Origin of the sequence: Saccharopolyspora kobensis, assembly GCF_900108315.1 — a bacterium.
Lineage (GTDB): Bacteria > Actinomycetota > Actinomycetes > Mycobacteriales > Pseudonocardiaceae > Saccharopolyspora > Saccharopolyspora kobensis.
This window is the reverse complement of sequence record NZ_FNVB01000003.1, coordinates 426458-444890: the sequence shown is the minus strand read 5'-3', so window position 1 is coordinate 444890 and position 18433 is coordinate 426458. Positions and strand designations below refer to the sequence as shown.

The 18433-nt window shown below is 71.8% G+C and carries 17 protein-coding genes; 8 read left to right on the top strand and 9 right to left on the bottom strand.

Annotated elements, in window-relative coordinates:
• Nucleotides 1-113: 113 nt before the first annotated feature.
• Together C4T78_RS10580 and C4T78_RS10575 are read left to right on the top strand one after the other, a co-directional pair.
• The gene (locus C4T78_RS10580; protein WP_235863689.1) at nucleotides 114-1508 is read left to right on the top strand and encodes a cation:proton antiporter domain-containing protein; all 1395 of its coding nucleotides are present in this window, start codon (nucleotides 114-116) and stop codon (nucleotides 1506-1508) included.
• Between the two features lie 229 nt (nucleotides 1509-1737).
• Nucleotides 1738-2916, top strand: a complete 1179-nt coding sequence (locus tag C4T78_RS10575) for a Gfo/Idh/MocA family protein (protein WP_093355724.1) — start codon at nucleotides 1738-1740, stop codon at nucleotides 2914-2916.
• A gap of 43 nt (nucleotides 2917-2959) precedes the next feature.
• Here C4T78_RS10575 and C4T78_RS10570 read toward each other — a convergent pair whose 3' ends face one another.
• The 3 genes from C4T78_RS10570 to C4T78_RS10560 all read right to left on the bottom strand — a co-directional run bounded on the left by C4T78_RS10570 (nucleotide 2960) and on the right by C4T78_RS10560 (nucleotide 5935).
• On the bottom strand, nucleotides 2960-4048 hold the full coding sequence (locus C4T78_RS10570) for a Clp protease N-terminal domain-containing protein (RefSeq protein ID WP_093355721.1): 1089 nt from the start codon (nucleotides 4046-4048) through the stop codon (nucleotides 2960-2962).
• A 25-nt stretch (nucleotides 4049-4073) separates the two neighbouring features.
• Entirely contained in the window at nucleotides 4074-4982 is a 909-nt protein-coding gene (locus C4T78_RS10565; protein WP_146194837.1) for a CPBP family intramembrane glutamic endopeptidase, read from the bottom strand.
• Between the two features lie 272 nt (nucleotides 4983-5254).
• The gene (locus tag C4T78_RS10560; protein WP_093355716.1) at nucleotides 5255-5935 is read right to left on the bottom strand and encodes a hypothetical protein; all 681 of its coding nucleotides are present in this window, start codon (nucleotides 5933-5935) and stop codon (nucleotides 5255-5257) included.
• Between the two features lie 166 nt (nucleotides 5936-6101).
• Here C4T78_RS10560 and C4T78_RS10555 point away from each other — a divergent pair, with 166 nt between their 5' ends.
• On the top strand, nucleotides 6102-6761 hold the full coding sequence (locus tag C4T78_RS10555) for a response regulator (protein ID WP_093355714.1): 660 nt from the start codon (nucleotides 6102-6104) through the stop codon (nucleotides 6759-6761).
• Here the strand turns inward: C4T78_RS10555 and C4T78_RS10550 are convergent, their stop codons facing one another.
• From C4T78_RS10550 to C4T78_RS10525, 6 genes are all read right to left on the bottom strand, one after another.
• A complete protein-coding gene (locus C4T78_RS10550) occupies nucleotides 6762-8066 on the bottom strand; it encodes a sensor histidine kinase (RefSeq protein ID WP_218161651.1) in 1305 nt (434 codons plus the stop codon). It abuts the gene before it with no gap.
• Nucleotides 8067-8280: 214 nt separating this feature from the next.
• Entirely contained in the window at nucleotides 8281-9297 is a 1017-nt protein-coding gene (locus C4T78_RS10545) for an ABC transporter ATP-binding protein (protein ID WP_093355711.1), read from the bottom strand.
• Nucleotides 9294-10292, bottom strand: coding sequence for an ABC transporter ATP-binding protein (locus C4T78_RS10540; protein ID WP_093355707.1), 999 nt, complete (start codon nucleotides 10290-10292; stop codon nucleotides 9294-9296). The genes C4T78_RS10545 and C4T78_RS10540 overlap by 4 nt, the downstream gene beginning before the upstream one ends.
• Entirely contained in the window at nucleotides 10289-11182 is an 894-nt protein-coding gene (locus C4T78_RS10535; protein WP_093355704.1) for an ABC transporter permease, read from the bottom strand. Before C4T78_RS10535 ends, C4T78_RS10540 begins: the two co-directional genes overlap by 4 nt.
• A complete protein-coding gene (locus C4T78_RS10530; protein WP_093355700.1) occupies nucleotides 11175-12101 on the bottom strand; it encodes an ABC transporter permease in 927 nt (308 codons plus the stop codon). Before C4T78_RS10530 ends, C4T78_RS10535 begins: the two co-directional genes overlap by 8 nt.
• A gap of 10 nt (nucleotides 12102-12111) precedes the next feature.
• Nucleotides 12112-13722 (bottom strand): peptide ABC transporter substrate-binding protein, encoded by a 1611-nt coding sequence (locus C4T78_RS10525; RefSeq protein WP_093355699.1) that lies wholly within the window; start codon nucleotides 13720-13722, stop codon nucleotides 12112-12114.
• Between the two features lie 348 nt (nucleotides 13723-14070).
• On the opposite strand from C4T78_RS10525, the gene C4T78_RS10520 reads away from it, so the two are divergent.
• Genes C4T78_RS10520 through C4T78_RS10500 form a run of 5 tightly spaced genes read left to right on the top strand, consistent with a single transcriptional unit; the run spans nucleotide 14071 to nucleotide 18433 of the window.
• Nucleotides 14071-14967, top strand: coding sequence for an SIS domain-containing protein (locus C4T78_RS10520; protein WP_093355696.1), 897 nt, complete (start codon nucleotides 14071-14073; stop codon nucleotides 14965-14967).
• Entirely contained in the window at nucleotides 14964-15857 is an 894-nt protein-coding gene (locus tag C4T78_RS10515) for an ROK family protein (protein WP_235863688.1), read from the top strand. The genes C4T78_RS10520 and C4T78_RS10515 overlap by 4 nt, the downstream gene beginning before the upstream one ends.
• Before the next feature lie 5 nt (nucleotides 15858-15862).
• The gene (locus C4T78_RS10510; protein WP_093355694.1) at nucleotides 15863-16696 is read left to right on the top strand and encodes a class II fructose-bisphosphate aldolase; all 834 of its coding nucleotides are present in this window, start codon (nucleotides 15863-15865) and stop codon (nucleotides 16694-16696) included.
• Nucleotides 16693-17613, top strand: a complete 921-nt coding sequence (locus C4T78_RS10505; protein WP_093355691.1) for a 1-phosphofructokinase family hexose kinase — start codon at nucleotides 16693-16695, stop codon at nucleotides 17611-17613. The genes C4T78_RS10510 and C4T78_RS10505 overlap by 4 nt, the downstream gene beginning before the upstream one ends.
• Nucleotides 17614-17647: 34 nt before the next feature.
• Nucleotides 17648-18433 carry a DeoR/GlpR family DNA-binding transcription regulator gene (locus C4T78_RS10500; RefSeq protein ID WP_093355689.1) on the top strand — a complete coding sequence of 262 codons (786 nt, stop codon included), beginning with the start codon at nucleotides 17648-17650 and terminating at the stop codon, nucleotides 18431-18433.

Here is an 18433-nt window from a genome sequence, read left to right as displayed (position 1 = left end):
GAAGTGCGCATGTCCGACCAGTTCGACGACTCCGGCCGGGACCACCTGGCGCGGTGCGGTGACGAGGAGCGGTGCTCGCTGCGGCCGCGGACCGTGCACGGGGGAGCGACGGCGTGATCGGCAGGCCCGGCCGGGTGCGGACCGCGCTCGGGGCAGCCGTGGGCGTCGCGGCGCTCGCGGGCATGGTGCCGCTGTGGGCCGCGACCGAATCGCACGCCGTGGATTCCGTCACCCGCTTCCTCATCGCGGTCGCGGTGATCCTGGTGACCTGCCAGGCGCTGGCCGCGCTGGCTCGCCGGTTCCACCAGCCGTCGGTGCTCGGCGAGATGGTCGGCGGCCTGCTGCTGGGGCCTTCCCTGCTCGGTGCGCTGTGGCCGGGGGGAGGAGCGCTGCTGTTCCCGCCGTCGGTGCTGGAAGGACTCGACAAGATGGCGCAGCTCGGGCTCGTCGTCTTCGTCTTCCTGCTGGGCTGCGAACTGCGCACCGACCGGATCGAGCGCAAGGGCGTGGTGGGCGCGGCGGTGATCGGCGGCATGGCCCTGCCGTGCGCCGCGGGCATGGGCATCGTGTTCGTCACCGGTGACCTGTTCGCAGGCACGAGCGATGCGCCGGTGGAGACGATGCTGTTCGTCGGGCTGGCCATGGCGGTGACGGCGCTGCCCGTGCTGGCGCGGCTCCTCGCCGATCTGAAGCTGGAGCGGACGAGCATCGGCGCGTTGTCGCTGTCGGCCGCGGCGATCGGTGACGGGCTGCTCTGGTTGAGCCTGGCGTTCCTGCTGGCCGGGCAGGGCGCTAGCGGTCACGGCCTGCGGATCGTGCTGCTGGCGACCGCGCTCGTGATCGTCACGGCGCTTTGCGTGCGTCCGCTGCTCGCGGTGCTGGTGCGCAAGCTCGGGTCGAACCAGTCGTTGGCGGTGGTGCTCGTCTCGGGAGCGATCGGCTACTCCGCGCTTACCCAGGCCATCGAGCTGCACCCGGTCGTCGGCGCCTTCCTGTTCGGCGTCGCGGTTCCGCGCAACTCGCCGGCCGTGGAGCGGATCAGCGAGCGGCTGGAGGGCTTCACGCTGATCGTCCTGCTGCCGGTGTTCTTCGCCGGCGTCGGGCTGAAGGCCTCGGTGGGACTGCTGGGCACGGCGCCGCTGGCCTGGTTGGTGCTGCTGGTGGTGCTGGTTGCGGCCGTGGTGACCAAGCTGGTCGGCGCGGGCGGCGCGGTCCGCCTGGCCGGGCTGCCCGCGGCCGAGGCGTTGCGGTTCGGGGTGCTGATGAACTGCCGCGGCGTGACCGAGCTGGTGGTGCTGACCATCGGTCACGAGGCCGGCCTGATCAACCAGCTGGCGTACACCGTCCTCGTGCTGGTCGCGGTGATCACGACGGCGGCCACCGGGCCGCTGGTGCGCTGGTCGATGCGGCGCAGCCCGGACTTCGGCACCGCGCTGCCGATCCCGACACCGCCTCCGGTCGGCGCTGGCACCCGAGCGGGAGGTGAGGGGAGCACTGCTGCCGGCTGACGCGGTCGGAACGTCGGTCTCCAGCTGAACCGGGTTGCCGGGGGAATCCGCGGTGGCGTCTCGCCGCCCGCGGGTTCCCCCGGCGCTGTTGCGCGCGCCGGACGCCCGGGGCTGGTGCGGACGGGTGGGAGAACATAGGGTGGATTGCGCGCAAGTGATCGATATAAGCTGCAAACAATCAGCTTGTGACAACTGCGCGCAGTCGTGCCGGTCGTGCGGAAGGTGGCTCATGGACGTCAGGACAGGTGTGCTCGGGTGCGGGCTCCGGGTGGGGATCGCCGATCACGCCCACCGGCCCGGCGAGGGATCGCGGATCGTCGCGGTGTCCGATCCGGACCCGGCGCGCGCCGCGGCCGCCGCGCAGCGCTACGACGGCGACGTCCGGGTGACGCACTCGCTCGACGAGCTGCTGGACGGCGAGCTGGATGCGGTGTTCGTGGTCAGCCCCGACCACCTGCACGAGGAGCACGCGATCCGCTGCCTGGAAGCCGGCATCGCCGTCTACCTGGAGAAGCCGCTGGCCATCACCACCGAGGGCTGCGACCGCGTGCTGGCGGCGGCCGAGCGCACCGGCGGCAAGCTCTACGTCGGGCACAACATGCGGCACATGCCGGTGATCCGCACCATGCGCGACCTGATCACCTCCGGTGCGATCGGCGAGGTGAAGTCGGTGTGGTGCCGCCACTTCGTCGGGCACGGCGGCGACTACTACTTCAAGGACTGGCACGCCGACCGCAGCAAGAGCACCGGCCTGCTGCTGCAGAAGGGCGCGCACGACATCGACGTCCTGCACTGGCTGGCGGGCGGCTACAGCAGGCGCGTCAACGCGCTCGGTGCGCTGACCGTCTACGGCGAGATCACCGACCGCAACGAGCACGAGGTCTACAAGACCGGCCACGACTGGGCCGAGTACCAGCAGAACTGGCCGCCGCTGAGCCAGACCGGCCTGAACCCGGTGGTCGACGTCGAGGACCTGAACCTGGTCAACCTGCAGCTGGACAACGGCGTGCTGGCCAGCTACCAGCAGTGCCACTACACGCCGGACTACTGGCGCAACTACACCGTCATCGGCACCGAGGGCCGGCTGGAGAACTTCGGCGACGGCGAGGGCGCGGTGGTCAAGGTGTGGAACCGCAGGCACCGCGGCTACGCGCCGGAGGCCGACCGGGTGGTGGAGGTCGAGCGCGCCAGCGGCGGGCACGGTGGCGCCGACCCGCGCATCGTGGCCGAGTTCCTGGAGTTCGTGAGCGCCGGGGTGCCGACCGTCACCTCGCCGATCGCGGCCCGGGAAGCGGTCGCCACCGGCTGCGCGGCGACGGAATCCCTGCGCAACGGCGGAGCACCGGTCGAGGTGGCCGCGCCGGAGGCCGCGCTGCTCGACTACTTCGAGAAGTCCAGCCGCTCCTGAGCCGGTGCTGCGCCCGCCCGACCGGCGGGCGCAGCGCTCCCGGTCACACCAGGTCGTCGGTGTCGACGCCGAGGCCGGTCAGCAGGGCGGCGGCCAGGCCCTCGGGTTCGGCCAGCAGCTCGGCGAGCAGGACGTCGGTGCCCGCGGGAACGCCGTTCTCCTCGGCCCGCCACCGGGCTTTGGTCAGCACCTTCACCAGCGCACCGTCTTCGGGGAATTCTCCTGCGCGCGGGAGTTCTCCGGCCGCCGGGGCCAGGTCGAGCGCGACGCTGGCCGCCGCGTGCAGCGTGACTCCGCGGGACCGGAGGAGTTCGGCGGCGTTGCCGCTCCCGGCCAGTTCCGGCGAGAGCCGCTCCCCGGCGGCGGTGAGCTGCTCGTCGAGCGCGAGAACGGCGAGCAGCAGGTGCGCGGTCGTAACCTCGCCGTGCCCGAGCCGGATCGCCTGACGGCGGGCTTCCAGCCGGAGCACCATGAACACCGGTGCGCCGTTGCCGAAGAGCTTGGCGACCAAGCGCACGGACAGCTGACCGCGCCGTCCGGTGAGCAGCCCCATCTTGCGGAGCGTTCGCGCGGTGTCGGTGCGGGGCGGCTCGCCGGGTTCCCGCGCGCTGGGGTGCACCCGCAGCCGGGCGAGGACGTCGCTGCGGTCCACCCGGCGTTCGCGAAGTGCCTCGTGCGCCCGGTTCTGGGGCGTGTGCAGCAGCCCCATCAGCAAGTGCGCGGTGTTGGCCCGCGGAGTTCCGTGCTCGTCGGCGTAGAGCAGCGCTTGCCGGAGAGCCGCGCGCAACGCACCTGTCGGCGGCGGCACGTCGGAGTCCTTCCGCCGCGCCGCCCATTCCGCTTCGCGCAGCAGGCCGGTCACCGCGAGGTCGTGCACCGGTTCGGCATCGTCGTCGTGCACCCAGTGATCGCCGATGCCCTTGGCCCGGATCACGCCCATCATCGATCCGCTGGCGCGCACCGTGGGAGCGAGGACCTTGCCGGCGGCTGAATCGCCGTCGAGCACCGCGGAGAGCACGTGCTCGGTTCCCACCGCGGGCTGCTCCCGCCGGATGGCTCCGCGGAAGGCCTCGGTCAGCGCTTCGGCGACCTCGCGGGAGACCTCGGTGCACGGCAGCGTCGTTCGGGACATGTCATTCCTCCTGGGCGTCGTCGGGTCAGCGGGTCCTGGTGGCCAGGCCGAGCCGACGGGCGCGCCGGTCGATCCACCAGGTGTAGAGCAGCGTCGTGGCGGCGATGGGCAGGACGTCCCAGAGCGTGTAGCCGCCGCCGCTCCGGTCGAGGTCCGGGATGCCCTGGGTGGCTTCGAGCACGATGAGGACGACGTTGTTCACCACGTGCAGCGCGATCGAGGCCTCCAGCCCGCCGGTGCGGATGGTCAGCCAGCACATCGCCATCGCGAACAGGAACATCTCGCCGAGCACCCAGGGTTCGGTGTAGTCGTGCAGTCCGGCGAACACCACCGAGCTCAGCACGACGCCCGGCCACGGGGTCCGCGTCCACGACGCGAGGGTCTGCACGAGCCAGCCGCGGCACAGGTACTCCTCCGCGGCGGCCTGGAACGGCACCAGCGCCAGCGCCACCACCAGCACCGTCAGGAAGGTGGGCCAGCCCGGCCACGCCGCGGCATCCCACGGCACGCCGCGGACGAGATCGACGCCGATCGCCAGCCCGATGCCCAGCAGCGCCCAGCCCAGGCACTCCAGCAGCCACCGCAGGCGCAGCCTGCCGGCCACGCTGGACACCGTGCCCAGCCGCCGCTTGCCCGCCCACCTGGCGGTGAGGGCGATGGCGGGCAGCAGGATCGCGATGGAGGCGAATCCTAAGCCGAATTCCCAGAGCGGGTCGGCGAAGCCCTGGTCCGGGCCGATCTCGGCGCCGAACGCCACCGCGAGCCCGAACGCGGCGCCGAAGAGCAGCAGCGAGAACGCGATCGCCAGCACCGGCAGCAGCACCAGCTCCGCCAGCGGCCGCCACCACCGGTGCGCGGTGGTGCGCCCGAGCAGGTGGTGCGGGACGCCGTCCTCCGGCGCGGAGTTCCGGGCGGTGGCCGGTTCGCTCAACAAGTCGATCATCCTCCGGACGTGGTCGTCACATCAGAAGGTAGGGATCGATCACCTGCCGAACACGTGCCGATCGGCCACGACCCGATGGCCGGTCGGCCACGAAATCCCGGCCGACCGGCCCCGGGCGACGCGAGGAAGCCGAGGCCAACCGCTCGGTCGCCTCTGCGGAGGCTCGCGCTGCGACGCCCAGTGGCGGGCGGGGTGGCGACTTCGAGCTCGCAAGGCCCGAGCAGGGCACCCGATCAGCGCGCCTGCACCGGTTTCCCTCGGTGTCAGTCTTCGAGCTCACCGTAGATCGCCGTCGCCCAGTGCATGCCGCGCGACATGTGCGCGAGGTAGCGGGCGTCGCGCACGGTGAGGGTGAACTCGACGTACGGGTACCCGTCGAGGGTTTCGGGCGCCGCGAAATCGTCGTCGGCGTCCCAGAAGGGCGGCATGTTGTGCGGTTCTCCCACTTCGAAGGACTTGATGATCTCGTAGCCCCGGTCGAGGAACGCTTCACCGTCGCGCTCGCCCTGGATGTACCACTCCCGGTTGCTCATCCACCTCATGCGGAACTGCATCCCGTACTTCTCCGCGATGCGCCGGCTCGCCTGCTCGTAGGCGTCCGGGCCTTTGGCGTCGGCCGCTGAGAGCATCGCGCCGTCCTCCGGCTCGATGCGGATCTCGGCTCCCTCGTCGAGTGCCTGGAGTTCTTCGAAGACCTCCTTCATCTCGTGCTCGGTCGCGATCGCGGCCGCCCGCTCGCGCGGCATCGGCAGCCGGTCGTTCCCGAGGTGGTGACCGGTGAAGAAGTACCCGTGCTTCATCCGGTGCCATGCGTCCACGATGATCCGCAGCGGAAAGTCGAGTTCTTCCGGGAAGAACCCCGCGTCGGGGTTGATCATGTGCACCCGGCCGCGCAGTGCGGCGCCGGACTTCTCGTCGATGGAGATCCGGTAGAGATCGGTCACGCTGCTGAACTCCGTCCTGGTCGCTGGGAAGTCAGCTCCTGGGACGCAGGAGATCCCGGCCCGGTTGCGCCGATTCCGCGCGGCCGGCAGATCGAGTCTCCACGGCGATGCCCGCCGAGGGCGACCTGGTCGGTTTGGACGGTGTTTCCGGTTCTAGGATTGCCGGGTGATCCGCGTGCTCATTGCCGATGACGAGAACCTCATGCGAGCGGGCATCCGGCTCATCCTCGCCAACGCGCCGGACGTGGAGGTGGTGGCCGAGGTCGGGGACGGCGGCGCCGCTGTCCAGGCGTGCCGGGAGCAGGTCGTCGACGTGGCGCTGCTGGACATCCAGATGCCGGGCCGCGACGGGCTCGGTGCGGTCGAGGACATCGTTCGCGAATCCCCGCACACCAACGTCGTCATGCTCACCGCCTTCGGCGAGGACGGTCACGTGGCGCGGGCGTTGCGCGCCGGGGCCAAGGGATTCCTGCTGAAGGACACCGGGCCGAGCGAGCTGATCCGGGCCGTGCGGCTGGCGGCCGAGGGCGAATCCATCCTCGCCCCGCAGATCACCCGCAGGCTCATCGAGCGCCACCTGCGCTCGGGCACCGATCGCACCTCGGCGGCGCGGCGCAAGACCGACCAGCTCTCCGACGCCGAGCGCGACGTGCTGTGCCTGGTCGGTTCCGGGCTGTCGAACGCCGAGATCGCGCGCGAGCTCTACATCAGCGCGGGCACGGTGAAGGCGCACCTGAGCCGCGTGCTCACCAAGCTGGATTGCGCGAACCGGGTTCAGGCCGCGATCCTGGCCCACGACGCCGGTCTGCTCGCCGACCGGCCGTGATCAGCTGATCGCCAGCGCGACGACCAGCACCGCCAGCCCGATGATGACCGGCAGGAGCGCCAGCAGGCCGAGGCAACCGGCCCCGAGGACGCGTGGCCACGTGAGCGCCTCCGCGGCCAGCGGCTCCGGTGGCAGCTGATCGGGCAGGGCCGAAGGCTCAGCTCGGTCGGTGCCCGCGGGTCGGGTGGGAATCGCCGCCGCGACGAGGAAACCGCCTTCGGGGGTCGGTCCGCTGTGGAAGCTCCCGCCGAGCAGCGCGATCCGCTCGTCGAGCCCCACGAGCCCGCTCCGGGTGCCGGGAAGCCGCCCACCGGCCTGCGCAGGCCCGTTGACCACGCGGACGTGCACCCGATCGCTCTCCACGCCGATCTCCACGCCGGTGCGCGCGGACGAGGCGTGCTTGTGGACGTTGGTCAGGCCCTCGCGCACCACGCGGTGCACCGCGCGGCGGGTGCGCGGGTCCGCGCTGTCGAGATCCGCACCGGTCCACCGCAGGTCGACGTCGATGCCCGCGGCCCTGGACTCCGCGACGAGCTCTTCGACGTCGGGCCGGGTCCCGATGCGGTCGTCGGGGCCGAGATCGGACTCCTCTGCGCCGCGCAGGACGCCCAGGATCTCGCGGAGCTCGGTCAGCGCGCTGCTGGCAGTGGTGCGCAGGAGTTCGGCCTGGCTGCTCAACTCTGGCGCGTTCTTGGCGGCGCTGAGCTCGAGAGCACCGGCGTGGATCGAGATCAGGCTCAACCGGTGCCCGAGCATGTCGTGCATCTCGCCGGCGATGTGCCCGCGTTCCTCCACGCGCGCCTTGGCCGCGGTGAGCAGCTGCGCCCGCTCCAGGTACTCGTTGCGCTCTTGGAGCAGGCGGACGCGTGGCCGGCGGTGCCCGAGGATCGCCCCGACGGCGGCGGGCAGCACCAGCAGGAGCATCGCGCTCACCGCGTACGCGGCGACCACTTCACCGAAGCCGCCGGCGCTGCTCAAGTCGAACGCGAGCGTGAGCGCGAAGTCCGCGACGGCGGTGGCCAGCACGGCGAGCCACAGCCGACGAGCGGGCGCGATGCGGCGAGCGGCCGCGAAGGTGATGACGGGAAGGACGGCCGCGGCCCAGAAGTTGGGGCCGGCGAACACCGGTGCCGTGGCCAGCAACGTCGCGACCGGCCACCGCCAGCAGGCCGGGACCAGCGACGCCGCCCAGCACGCGAGTGCGATCACCCAGCCGATGTGCGCGGCGGGCAGGAGGAGAACCGGAACCGGGACGAGCCCGACGGCGAGCACCAGCGAGGCGAGCACGGCATCGCGAACGAGCAATCGCCGAGGTGTCGCGCGAACCTGTTCCACAGCAGCGGAAACCGCGCTGCCCAACCGTTCGGCGAGCGGGGACAACGCGACCAACGACCTCACCTCCGGTTGCCCGACCGGCCCAGCGCCGATCAAGCGCGAGTCTAAGTGCGGCGAATCCGGTACCGGCGCGGTGCTCGGTCGCGGAACCCGGCGCCGCGGGTGGCGGCGCCGGGTTCCGGGGTCAGAGCTTCGCGCGGGTATCGGCCGTTGCGACTTCGGGGGCGAAGTGGCAGTGGGAGGTGTGGCCGCCGCCCAGGTCGTGGGCGGCCGGGACCTGCTGGGCGCATTCCGGGCGGGCCATCCAGCAGCGGGTGTGGAACGGGCAGCCGGGCGGTGGTGCGATCGGCGAGGGCGGGTCTCCTTCGAGGACGATGCGCTCCTGCTCCGGTTCGTCGTCGAAACCGGGGCGCGGGATCGCGGAGAGCAGGGCCCGGGTGTACGGGTGCGAGGGGCTGTCGTAGACCGCGTCGCAGTCGCCTTCCTCGACGACCCGGCCCAGGTACATCGTCGCGATGCGGTCGCAGAAGTGCCGCACCACGTCCAGGTCGTGCGCGATGAACACCACGGTCAGCGACAGCTCGCGCTGCAGCTCGGCGAGCAGGTTGAGGACCTGCGCGCGCACCGAGACGTCGAGCGCCGAGACCGGCTCGTCGCAGATCAGCACCTCCGGGTTCAGCGCGATGCCGCGGGCGATGCCGATGCGCTGGCGCTGGCCGCCGGAGAACTCGTGCGGGTACCGGTCGAGGTGGTCCGGGCGGAGGCCGACCTGTTCGAGGAGCTGCTCCAGCCGCGGCCGCAGGCCCGATGCGGGCACCGCGTCGCGGTGGATCCGGAACGGTTCGGCCAGGATCGAGCCGACCGTCTTGCGCGGGTTGAGCGAGGCGTAGGGGTCCTGGAAGACCATCTGGATGTTGCGCCGCATCCGCGTGCGCTCGGCGCCCTTCGCGCCGTGGACGTCGATGCCGCGGTAGCGGACCTGCCCGCTGGTGGGCTTCTCCAGCGCGGTGAGCAGCCGGGTCAGCGTGGACTTGCCGCACCCGGACTCGCCGACGATGCCCAGCGCCTCGCCCTTGCGCAGCCGCAGGCTCACGCCGTCGACGGCCTTGACGGTGTCGGTCGCCAGGCCGAACCGCCCGCCGCCGCGCTTGCGGTAGTGCTTGGTGACGTCCTGCACTTCGAGGATGTTCTGCTCGGTCACGACGAGACCTCCGCCCAGTAGTGGCACCGGGTCTGCCTGCCGTCGTCGAGCAGCAGCAGCCCCGGTTCGACCGTCTCGCACTGCTCGCGCGCGATGGCGCAGCGCGGGTGGAAGCGGCAGCCCGCGGGCCGGTCGGTGAGGCTCGGCGGCAGCCCGCCGATCGCGGGCAGCGGCCCGCCGCGGTGCGAGCGCCGCGGGATCGAGTCGACGAGGCCCTGGCTGTACGGGTGGACCGGTGCGGTGAACAGCTCGCGGATCGGCCCGTGCTCCACGACGCGCCCGGAGTACATCACCAGCGCGCGGTCGGCCATCCGGGAGGCGACGCCGAGGTCGTGGGTGATCAGCACCAGCGCCAGCCCGCGCTCGGCCTGCTGCTCGGCGAGCAGGTCGAGGATCTGGGCCTGCACGGTCACGTCGAGCGCGGTGGTCGGCTCGTCGGCGATCACCACCTCCGGGTCCAGCGCCAGCGCCATCGCGATCATGATGCGCTGGCGCATCCCGCCGGAGAACTGGTGCGGGTAGTCGCCGGCGCGGCTGGCCGCCGCGGGGATCCGCACCCGCTCCATCATCTCCACCGCCTGCCGCCAGGCCTGCCGCCGCGTCGCGCCGCGGTGCAGCCGGTACAGCTCACCGATCTGCTTGGCCACCGGCTGCACCGGGTTCAGCGCGGTGAGCGCGTCCTGGAAGACCAGCGAGACGCGCGAGCCGGTCGCCGCGCGGCGCTGCCGGTCCGGCATCGCCAGCAGGTTCTGGCCGCCGAGCTCGACGGTGCCGCCGACGATCTCGGCGGGCGGGGTGTCGAGGATCCCCATGATCGCCTGCGCGGTGACGCTCTTGCCCGAGCCCGATTCACCGAGCACGGCGAGGGTTTCACCGGCGCCGACGGAGAAGCTGACGTCCTGGACGGCGTGCAGCCGGCCGGCGGCGGTGTGGAAGTCGACGCTGAGGCCGCGCACGTCGAGGACAGCGGCCTGGTGCCGCCCCTTGGCGTTCACGATTTCTTTCCCTTCGGGTCGAGGCTCTCCCGCAAGCTGTCGCCGAGGACCACGAACGCCAGCACGGCGCCGGTCAGGAACAGGGCGGGGTAGATCAGCAGGTGCGGGCTGGCCTGCCACTGCGCCTGCGCGGTGGACAGCTGCAGACCCCACGAGATCGCGGGCGGCTGGAGCCCGATGCCGAGGAAGGTCAGCGCCGCCTCGGCGGCGATGATGCCGCCGATCTCCAGTGTTTTCAGCACGATCAGCGAGGTCAGCGCGTTCGGCGCGATGTGCGTGCCGATGATGCGCAGATGGCTGCCGCCGAGCACGCGCGCGGCCTGCACGTACTCCAGGTTGCGGATCTCGAGCACCGAGCCGCGCATGTAGCGCATGCCGCCGGGCCAGCTGAAGACGATCAGCACCAGGCTCACCGTCCAGACCGTGCGCTCCTCGAAGAGGTTGAGCACCACGATCGCGGCGATGATCATCGGCAGCCCGAACACCACGTCGGCGATGCGCGAGACCACGCCGTCGACGACGCCGCCGAAGTAGCCGGCCAGCGCGCCGAGGACCGCGGCGATCGCGAAGGTCGCGACCGTGACGATCAGGCCGATCGCGATCGACGGGCGGGCGCCGTGCACCACGTTGGCGAAGTAGTCGCAGCCCTGCATGTCGAAGCCGAACGGGTGGCCCGGCGCCGGGCCCGCGCCGCTGAGCCGCAGCTCGCAGTGCATCGGGTCGGCGGAGGTGAACAGGCTCGGCCACACCGCCATCAGCACGTAACCGGCGGCGATCAGCGCCGCCACCAAGAACAGCGGTGCGCGCAGCGGTTTCGGCAGCCGCCCGATGAGGGTGAACCGCCTGCGGGGCGCGGCGGGGGCGGGGGAGAGATCGGTTCGGTCAGCCATTGCGCACCCTCGGGTCGATGATTCCGTAGCTGATGTCCACCAGCAGGTTGACCAGCAGGTAGATCAGGATGATGAAGGTCGCCACGCCGACCACGATGGTGCCCTGCTGGGTCTGCACCGCCTGCACCAGCAGGCCGCCGATGCCGGGCAGGTTGAACACGCTCTCGACGATCACGGCGCCGCCGAGCATCGCCGCGAGGCTGAGCCCGAGGTAGGTGACCACCGGGATCATCGAGTTCCGCAGCGCGTGCCCCCACACCACGCGGCCCGGCGACGCGCCCTTGGCCCGCGCGGTCCGGATGAACTCCGAACCCAGCGTGTCGACCAGGCTCGACCGGGTCAGCCGGGCCAGCGGTGCGGCGGCCTCCAGCGCCACCACCAGCGCCGGGAGGACGAAGCTCATCGGCCAGCCCTCGGCGATGCCCGCGATCGGGAACCACTCCAGCTTCAAGCCGAACGCCAGCTGCGCCATGAAGGCGATCACGAATCCGGGCAGGGCCACGAACAGCACGGTGAACGCCAGCGCCAGGTGGTCCCCGGCGCGGCCGCGGTGCAGCGCGCCGAAGATGCCGACCGCGAGGCCGATCACCAGCTTGAGCACCCAGGCGGTCAGCGCCAGCTGCAGCGTGGTGGGCCACCGCTCGGCGATCATGTCCAGCACCGGGCGGTCGAAGAAGTCGGTGCCGAAGTCGCCCTGCAGCAACCCGCCCATGTAGAGCAGGTACTGGGTGATCAGCGGTTCGTCCAGGTGGTACCGCTCGCGCAGCGCCTCCACGGTGGAGGGTGGCAGCGGGCGGTCGCCGGCCAGCGCGGCGATCGGGTCCCCGGGCATCGCGTAGACCAGCGCGAAGATCAGGAACGTCACGCCGAAGAGCACCGGCAGCATCGCCGCGATGCGGCGGATCAGGTATCCGAGCATGGTCGCGGCCTCACTCCTCGCGGCCGGGGCCGCACTCGAACGCGGTCAGGTAGTACTGGAGATCGCCGCCGAGCGTGCCCGGTTTCGCGCACGGCGCGTGCGCGGCGTAGATGCCCGGGTAGAAGAGCGGGATGCCGGGCATGTCCTCGAGGATGAGGTCCTCGGCCTGCTGCCAGTACTGCGCGGCCTGCAGCTCGTCGCCGGTGGCCAGCGCCTTGGCGATCAGCTCGTTGGCGGCCGGGTTGTCGTACTGGGTGTACTCGTTGCCGTCGCCGCCTTCGCGGAACATGCCCAGGTACTGGTCGGGGCTGGGGTAGATGTCGCCCCACAGGCTCAGCGACGGGCCGGTCAGCGTGCCGCTGCTCTGCGCCTGCGTGAGCTGCGCGGGCAGCACCGGCCGCAGCCGGACGTCGGCGCCCAGCTCCTGCCGCAGCGCGTTGGCGATGGCCAGCGCGATCTGGGACATCTCGGTGCCGCCGCCACCGCCGGTGTTGGAGTACCAGAGGAACACCGGTTCCTTGAACCCGCCGGCCTCGGCGACGAGCTGACGTGCGCGCTCCGGGTCGTAGGTGCAGTACTCGCACGCGTCCGCCCGGTAGGCCGGGCCGACGGCTTCGACGATCAGGGAGCGCGCGGGTGTCGCCGAGCCGCGCAGCAGCGCGCCGGCCATCGCGTCGCGGTCGATCGACAGCGAGATCGCCTTGCGCAGCCGCGGATCCTTCAGCGACTCGATGTACTCCGGGATCAGCATCTGGGTGATCTGGCGCTGCTGCGGGATCGCGAACAGGCCCTCGTCGCCGAGCTGGTTGCGGGCGTCGTTGAGCAGACCGCCGGGCAGGTTGCGCAGCACGTCGAGCTGACCGGCCTGCACGTCGCGGTAGGCGGTGTCCTGCGACTGGTAGATCTTGAAGTGGATCTCCTCGGCCGCTCCGGGCGGCACCTCGCCCTGGTAGTCGTGCCAGCGCTTGAGCACGATCCGCTCGTTGCGGTCCCAGCGGACGAACTGGTACGGGCCGTTGCCGACCGGCGCCTGCGAGTAGGCGGTCGGATCGGCCAGGCCGTCCTTCGGGATCGGGCACGCGGCGTAGGAGGCGATGATCTTCGGGAAGTCGTAGTCGGGCTGGGTGAGCGTGACCCGCAGGGTCAGCTCGTCGAGCACCTCCAGACCGCGCAGCGTGTCGCGCTGCGGCTGGTCCTCGTTGAGCTCGGCGTAGCCGTCGATGACGCTGAAGGTGGAGCTCGCCTTGTACGCGTTGGGTCCGTAGGCGACCGCGTTCCAGGTGTCGGCGTAGGTCTGCGCGGTGATCGGCTCGCCGTTCTGGAACTCGCGGCCCGGTCGCAGCTTGATCGTCCACACCAGACCGTCGGTGGTGTCCACGCGCTCCGCGCCGCGCATCCGGATGTCGCCCGCGTCGGCGATCCCGAGTCCGGTCAGCGGCTCGCACAGTCCCATGTAGACCTGGCTGCCCGCGTTCTGCTGCGAGTTCAGCTCGTCCGGATCGGGGTACTGCGCGACCTGCAGCACCCGTCCGGCGTCGGTGTCGTGCGCACCGCAGCCGGCCAGCAGCGCCAGGCACGTCCCCGCGGCGAGCACCAGCCGCCTCCGGAGCTTCTGGGCCATCTGTCGCTCTCCCTCACTCAGCCCTTGCGCATGTTTGCTCGTTAGTTGGATTTATCGAGCAACTTCATGCAAGTTGGCTCATTATTAACGTGCCTCGTGGCGCCTGTCACTACCTCAGTTCGCATTGCCTGAAGGCTCTTCGGCATCCGTGACTTGGCGTACCTGCGGCATCACGCACGGCTTTCGCCAGGTGGGCGCCCGGGAGCGGGGCCGTGCAGACGGGTGAAGATCGTGTGATTGATACTGATTGATCTACTCCTTGTTGAATCACTTTTGTGCATCTAGGCTGGCGATGTGGCGCGCTTCGACGGTGCTCGCCACGGAGAACGACGGGTCTGGGAGGACTTGATGGCGTCTGGCGGATACCTCGTGGACGGCGAGATCGACAGCCAGCCGGAGTGCTGGCTGCGCGCATCGGAGCTGGCCCGGGAGGTGGCTGGTGTGCTGCCCGCGCGCGGTGAGCGGGTCGCCGTGGCCGGGTGCGGCACGTCCTGGTTCATGGCCATGGCCTACGCGGCCCTGCGGGAGGCCGCGGGCGAAGGCGTCACCGACGCGTTCCCCGCATCCGAGATGCCGCTGGGCCGCTCCTACGACCGCGTGCTGGTGATCACCCGCTCGGGCACCACCACCGAGGTGCTCGAGCTCCTGCGCAAGCTGCGCGGCACGGTGCCCACGGTCGGCATCACCGCCGTTCCCGGCGCACCCATCGCGGAGGTCTGCGACGAGCTGGTCGCGCTGGAGTTCGCCGACGAGCAGTCCGTGGTGCAGACGCGGTTCGCGACGACCGCGCTGGCCCTGCTCCGCGCCTCGCTCGGCGAGGACCTGACCGGCGCCGTCGAAGACGCCCGCGCGGTGCTGGCGACCGAGCTCGGCGCGCTGCCCGCCGGCGAGCAGATCAGCTTCCTGGGTCGCGGCTGGACGGTCGGGCTGGCGCACGAGGCGGCGCTGAAGGTCCGCGAGGCCGCGGGCCTGTGGTCGGAGGCCTACCCGGCCATGGAGTACCGGCACGGACCGATCAGCATCGCCGAACCCGGCCGCACGACCTGGATGTTCGGCGAGGCGCCGGCCGGCCTGGCCGCCGAGGTCGCCGCCACCGGAGCCGCCTACCTCGACAGCGGCCGGCGCGACCCGATGGCGCACCTGGTGCTCGCGCAGCGGGTCGCGGTGGCCGCGGCGGTGAACCGCGGGCTCGACCCGGACCGCCCGCGCAACCTGACCCGGTCGATCGTCCTGGACGAGGTGTGACCGAGCACCTGCCGGTGATCGGCATCGACGTCGGCGGGACCGGGACGAAAGCGGTCCTGGCCGACGCGTCGGGAGCGGTGCTGGCGCAACGGCACCGCCCGACGCCGCCGCGGGCCGAACGGGTGCTGGAACTGGCCTGCTCGCTCGTCGCCGAGCTCTCCGAGGACGCCGCCCCGGCGGCCGTGGGCCTCGTGGTGCCCGGAGTCGTCGACGAATCCCGCGGTGTCGCGGTGTTCTCGGCGAACCTGGGTTGGTCGGACGTGCCGTTCCGGGCGCTGCTGGCCGAGCGGCTCGGACTCCCGGTGGCCTTCGGCCACGACGTCCGGGCCGGAGCGCTGGCCGAACACCGGCTCGGCGCGGCGCGCGGGACGGCGGATGCCGTGTTCCTGCCCGTCGGCACCGGTATCTCGGCGGCGCACGTGCAGAACGGCCGGGTGCACTCCGGCGGCGGTTACGCCGGGGAGATCGGCCAGGTGCCGGTCGCCGGGGGCAGGCTGGAGGCGGTCGCCTCCGCGGCCGCGATCAGCAGGCGCTACCAGGAGCGCACCGCGGACCCGGTGGCGGGGGCGGCCGAGGTGGCGCAGCGGGTCGCCGCCGGGGATGCGATCGCGACCGGGGTCTGGGAGGAAGCCGTCGACGCGCTGGGCGGCGCGCTGATCTGGCTCACCGCCCTGCTGGCGCCGGAGGTCGTCGTGGTGGGCGGTGGCCTGTCGCAAGCCGGGCCGCTGCTGTTCGACCCGCTGTCGCGCCGGTTGGAAGCCGACTGGCCGCTCGCGCGCGCCCCGCGACTCGTGCCCGCCGAACTCGGTGATCGCGCGGGCAGCCTGGGCGCGGCACTGCTGGCCGCCGACCTGGCGGCGACGAAGATCAACCGCACGGAAATGGGGTAGCAGCAATGCCTTTGGTCGGCACGGGCAGCATCGTGGACACCGCCGTCCGCGCCGGTCGCGGTGTCGGTGCGTTCAACGTCATCGGGCTGGAGCACGCCGATGGCCTGGTGGCGGGCGCGGAGCGCGCGGGCCTCCCGGTGGTGCTGCAGATCAGCGAGAACTGCGTGCGCTACCACGGCGCGCTGGAGCCGATCGCGCGCGCGACGCTGGCCCGCGCGCGCAAGTCGCAGGTGCCGGTGGCCGTGCACCTCGACCACGCCGAGTCCGAGGAGCTGGTGGACGAGGCCATCGAGCTCGGGTTCGGCTCGGTGATGTTCGACGCCTCGAAGCAGGCCTACGAGGACAACGTGGTCCGCACGCGCGCCGTGGCGGCCCGGTGCCACGACGCCGGGATCTGGGTGGAAGCCGAACTCGGCGAGGTCGGTGGCAAGGACGGCGTGCACGCGCCGGGAGCCCGCACCGATCCGCGCGAGGCCGCCGAGTACGTCGCCGCCACCGGTGTGGACGCGCTGGCCGTGGCGGTCGGCACCTCGCACACGATGCTGACCCGCGACGCCGCGCTCGACTTCGGCCTCATCCAGCGGCTGCGCGAGGCGCTGGCCGTTCCGCTGGTGCTGCACGGTTCTTCGGGCGTGTCCGACGAAGACCTGGGCACCGCCATCCGCAGCGGCATGACCAAGATCAACATCTCCACGCACCTGAACAAGACGTTCACCGAGGCGGTGCGCGAGGTGCTGGCGGACAACCCGAAGCTGGTCGACCCGCGCAAGTACCTCACGGCCGGGAAGGACGCCCTGGCCGCGGAAACCGCGCGCCTGCTCGGAGTTCTGGCCGGATGATCATCACCGTCACCCCGAACCCGGCGCTGGACGTCAGCTACCGCGTCGCGCACCTGAGCCCCGGATCCTCCCACCGCGTCCGCGAGGTCCACGAACGCGCCGGCGGCAAGGGGCTCAACGTCAGCCGGGTGCTGCACGGCCAGGGCATCGGCACGCTCGTCGCCGCGCCGGTCGGTGGCGTGCACGGTGATGCGATCCGCGAGGATCTCGACGCCGCCGGGATCGAACACCTCCTGCTGCCGGTTCCCGGGCCGACCCGCCGGACCATCGCGGTGGTCGCCGAGGAGGACACCTCCGGCGAGGCGACCCTGTTCAACGAACCCGGCAGCCACCTGGCCGAAGCGGACTGGCAGCGGTTCCGGGAGCTGCTCACCACGCGGCTGCCCGAGGCCTCGGTGCTGGTGTGCTCGGGCAGCCTGCCGCCCGGGCGGGCTGCGGACAGCTGCGCGGAACTGGTCCGCGACGCCCATTCCCGTTCGGTTCCCGCGATCGTCGACGCCACCGGGCCCGCACTGCTCGCCGCCGCGGAAGCCGGGGCGGATCTCGTCAAGCCCAACGCGGTCGAGCTCCGCGAGACCACGGGCCAGGCCGATCCGGCCACCGGCGCCCGCCAGCTGCGCGAACGCGGTGCGGCAGCGGTGATCGTCTCGCTCGGCCCGGACGGGTTGCTCGCGGTGACCGACGAGGGAAGCTGGCGCGCCGCACCGCCTTTCGCCGTCAGCGGCAACCCGACGGGCGCCGGTGACGCGGCGGTGGCGGCCTTCGCCGCCGGGATCGCGGCTCGGCAGAACTGGCCCGAACGGCTGCGCAGCGCCGTGGCGTGGTCGGCGGCTGCTGCGGCGGCACCGGTCGCGGGAGCGCTCGACGACGGGGTGCTGCAGGAGATCTCCGATCGCATCGCGATCGAGCCCGTCTGATCGTTCCCGCGTTCCACGGGAGAGGAGCCCATCGATGGACCGGCACGCGCGACTCTCGGCGCTGCTCGACCTGCTCGGCGAACGCGGCAAGGTCACCGTGGAGGAGATCTCCACCGCGCTCGGCGCTTCGGCGGCCACGGTCCGCCGCGATCTCGACCACCTCGCCGAACAGCAGCTGCTGACCCGCACCCGCGGTGGTGCCGTGGCGCAGAACATCGCCTACGACCTGCCGCTGCGCTACAAAGCCGCCCGCAACGCCCGCGAGAAGGGGCGCATCGCGCGGGCGGCTGCGGCGATGGTCGCGCAGGGATCGGTGGTCGGCGTCAACGGCGGGACGACGACCACCGAGATCGCGCGTGCCCTGGTGGCCCGCGCGGATCTCGCCGACGCCGGCGAGCGCACCTCGCTGACCATCGTCACCAACGCCCTCAACATCGCCAACGAGCTGGTGGTGCGGCCCCAGGTCAAGATCGTGGTGACCGGGGGAGTGGCGCGGCCGCAGTCCTTCGAGCTCACCGGACCGCTCGGCACCCACCTGCTGGAGGAGATCACGCTCGACGTGGTGTTCCTCGGCGTGGACGCCGTCGACCCGGCCCGCGGTGCCTTCGCGCACAACGAGGGCGAAGCGAGCACCAACCGCCTCATGACCGAGCGCGCCCAGCGCGTCGTGGTCGTCGCGGACGGCTCGAAGCTCGGCCGCACCGCGTTCGCCCACATCTGCCCGGCGGAGGCGATCGACATGCTGCTGACCGACTCCGCCGCGCCCGCCGAACTCCTCGAACGCTTCGAGACCGCCGGGGTCCCGGTCAAGGCGGTGTGA

Excerpts from the sequence above, each read along its gene's own strand:
- C4T78_RS10575 (WP_093355724.1), top strand. The coding sequence starts at position 1,738 with ATGGACGTCAGGACAGGTGTGCTCGGGTGCGGGCTCCGGGTGGGGATC.
- C4T78_RS10570 (WP_093355721.1), bottom strand. The coding sequence starts at position 4,048 with ATGTCCCGAACGACGCTGCCGTGCACCGAGGTCTCCCGCGAGGTCGCC.
- C4T78_RS10535 (WP_093355704.1), bottom strand. The coding sequence starts at position 11,182 with ATGGCTGACCGAACCGATCTCTCCCCCGCCCCCGCCGCGCCCCGCAGG.
- C4T78_RS10530 (WP_093355700.1), bottom strand. The coding sequence starts at position 12,101 with ATGCTCGGATACCTGATCCGCCGCATCGCGGCGATGCTGCCGGTGCTC.
- C4T78_RS10525 (WP_093355699.1), bottom strand. The coding sequence starts at position 13,722 with ATGGCCCAGAAGCTCCGGAGGCGGCTGGTGCTCGCCGCGGGGACGTGC.
- C4T78_RS10520 (WP_093355696.1), top strand. The coding sequence starts at position 14,071 with ATGGCGTCTGGCGGATACCTCGTGGACGGCGAGATCGACAGCCAGCCG.
- C4T78_RS10510 (WP_093355694.1), top strand. The coding sequence starts at position 15,863 with ATGCCTTTGGTCGGCACGGGCAGCATCGTGGACACCGCCGTCCGCGCC.
- C4T78_RS10505 (WP_093355691.1), top strand. The coding sequence starts at position 16,693 with ATGATCATCACCGTCACCCCGAACCCGGCGCTGGACGTCAGCTACCGC.
- C4T78_RS10500 (WP_093355689.1), top strand. The coding sequence starts at position 17,648 with ATGGACCGGCACGCGCGACTCTCGGCGCTGCTCGACCTGCTCGGCGAA.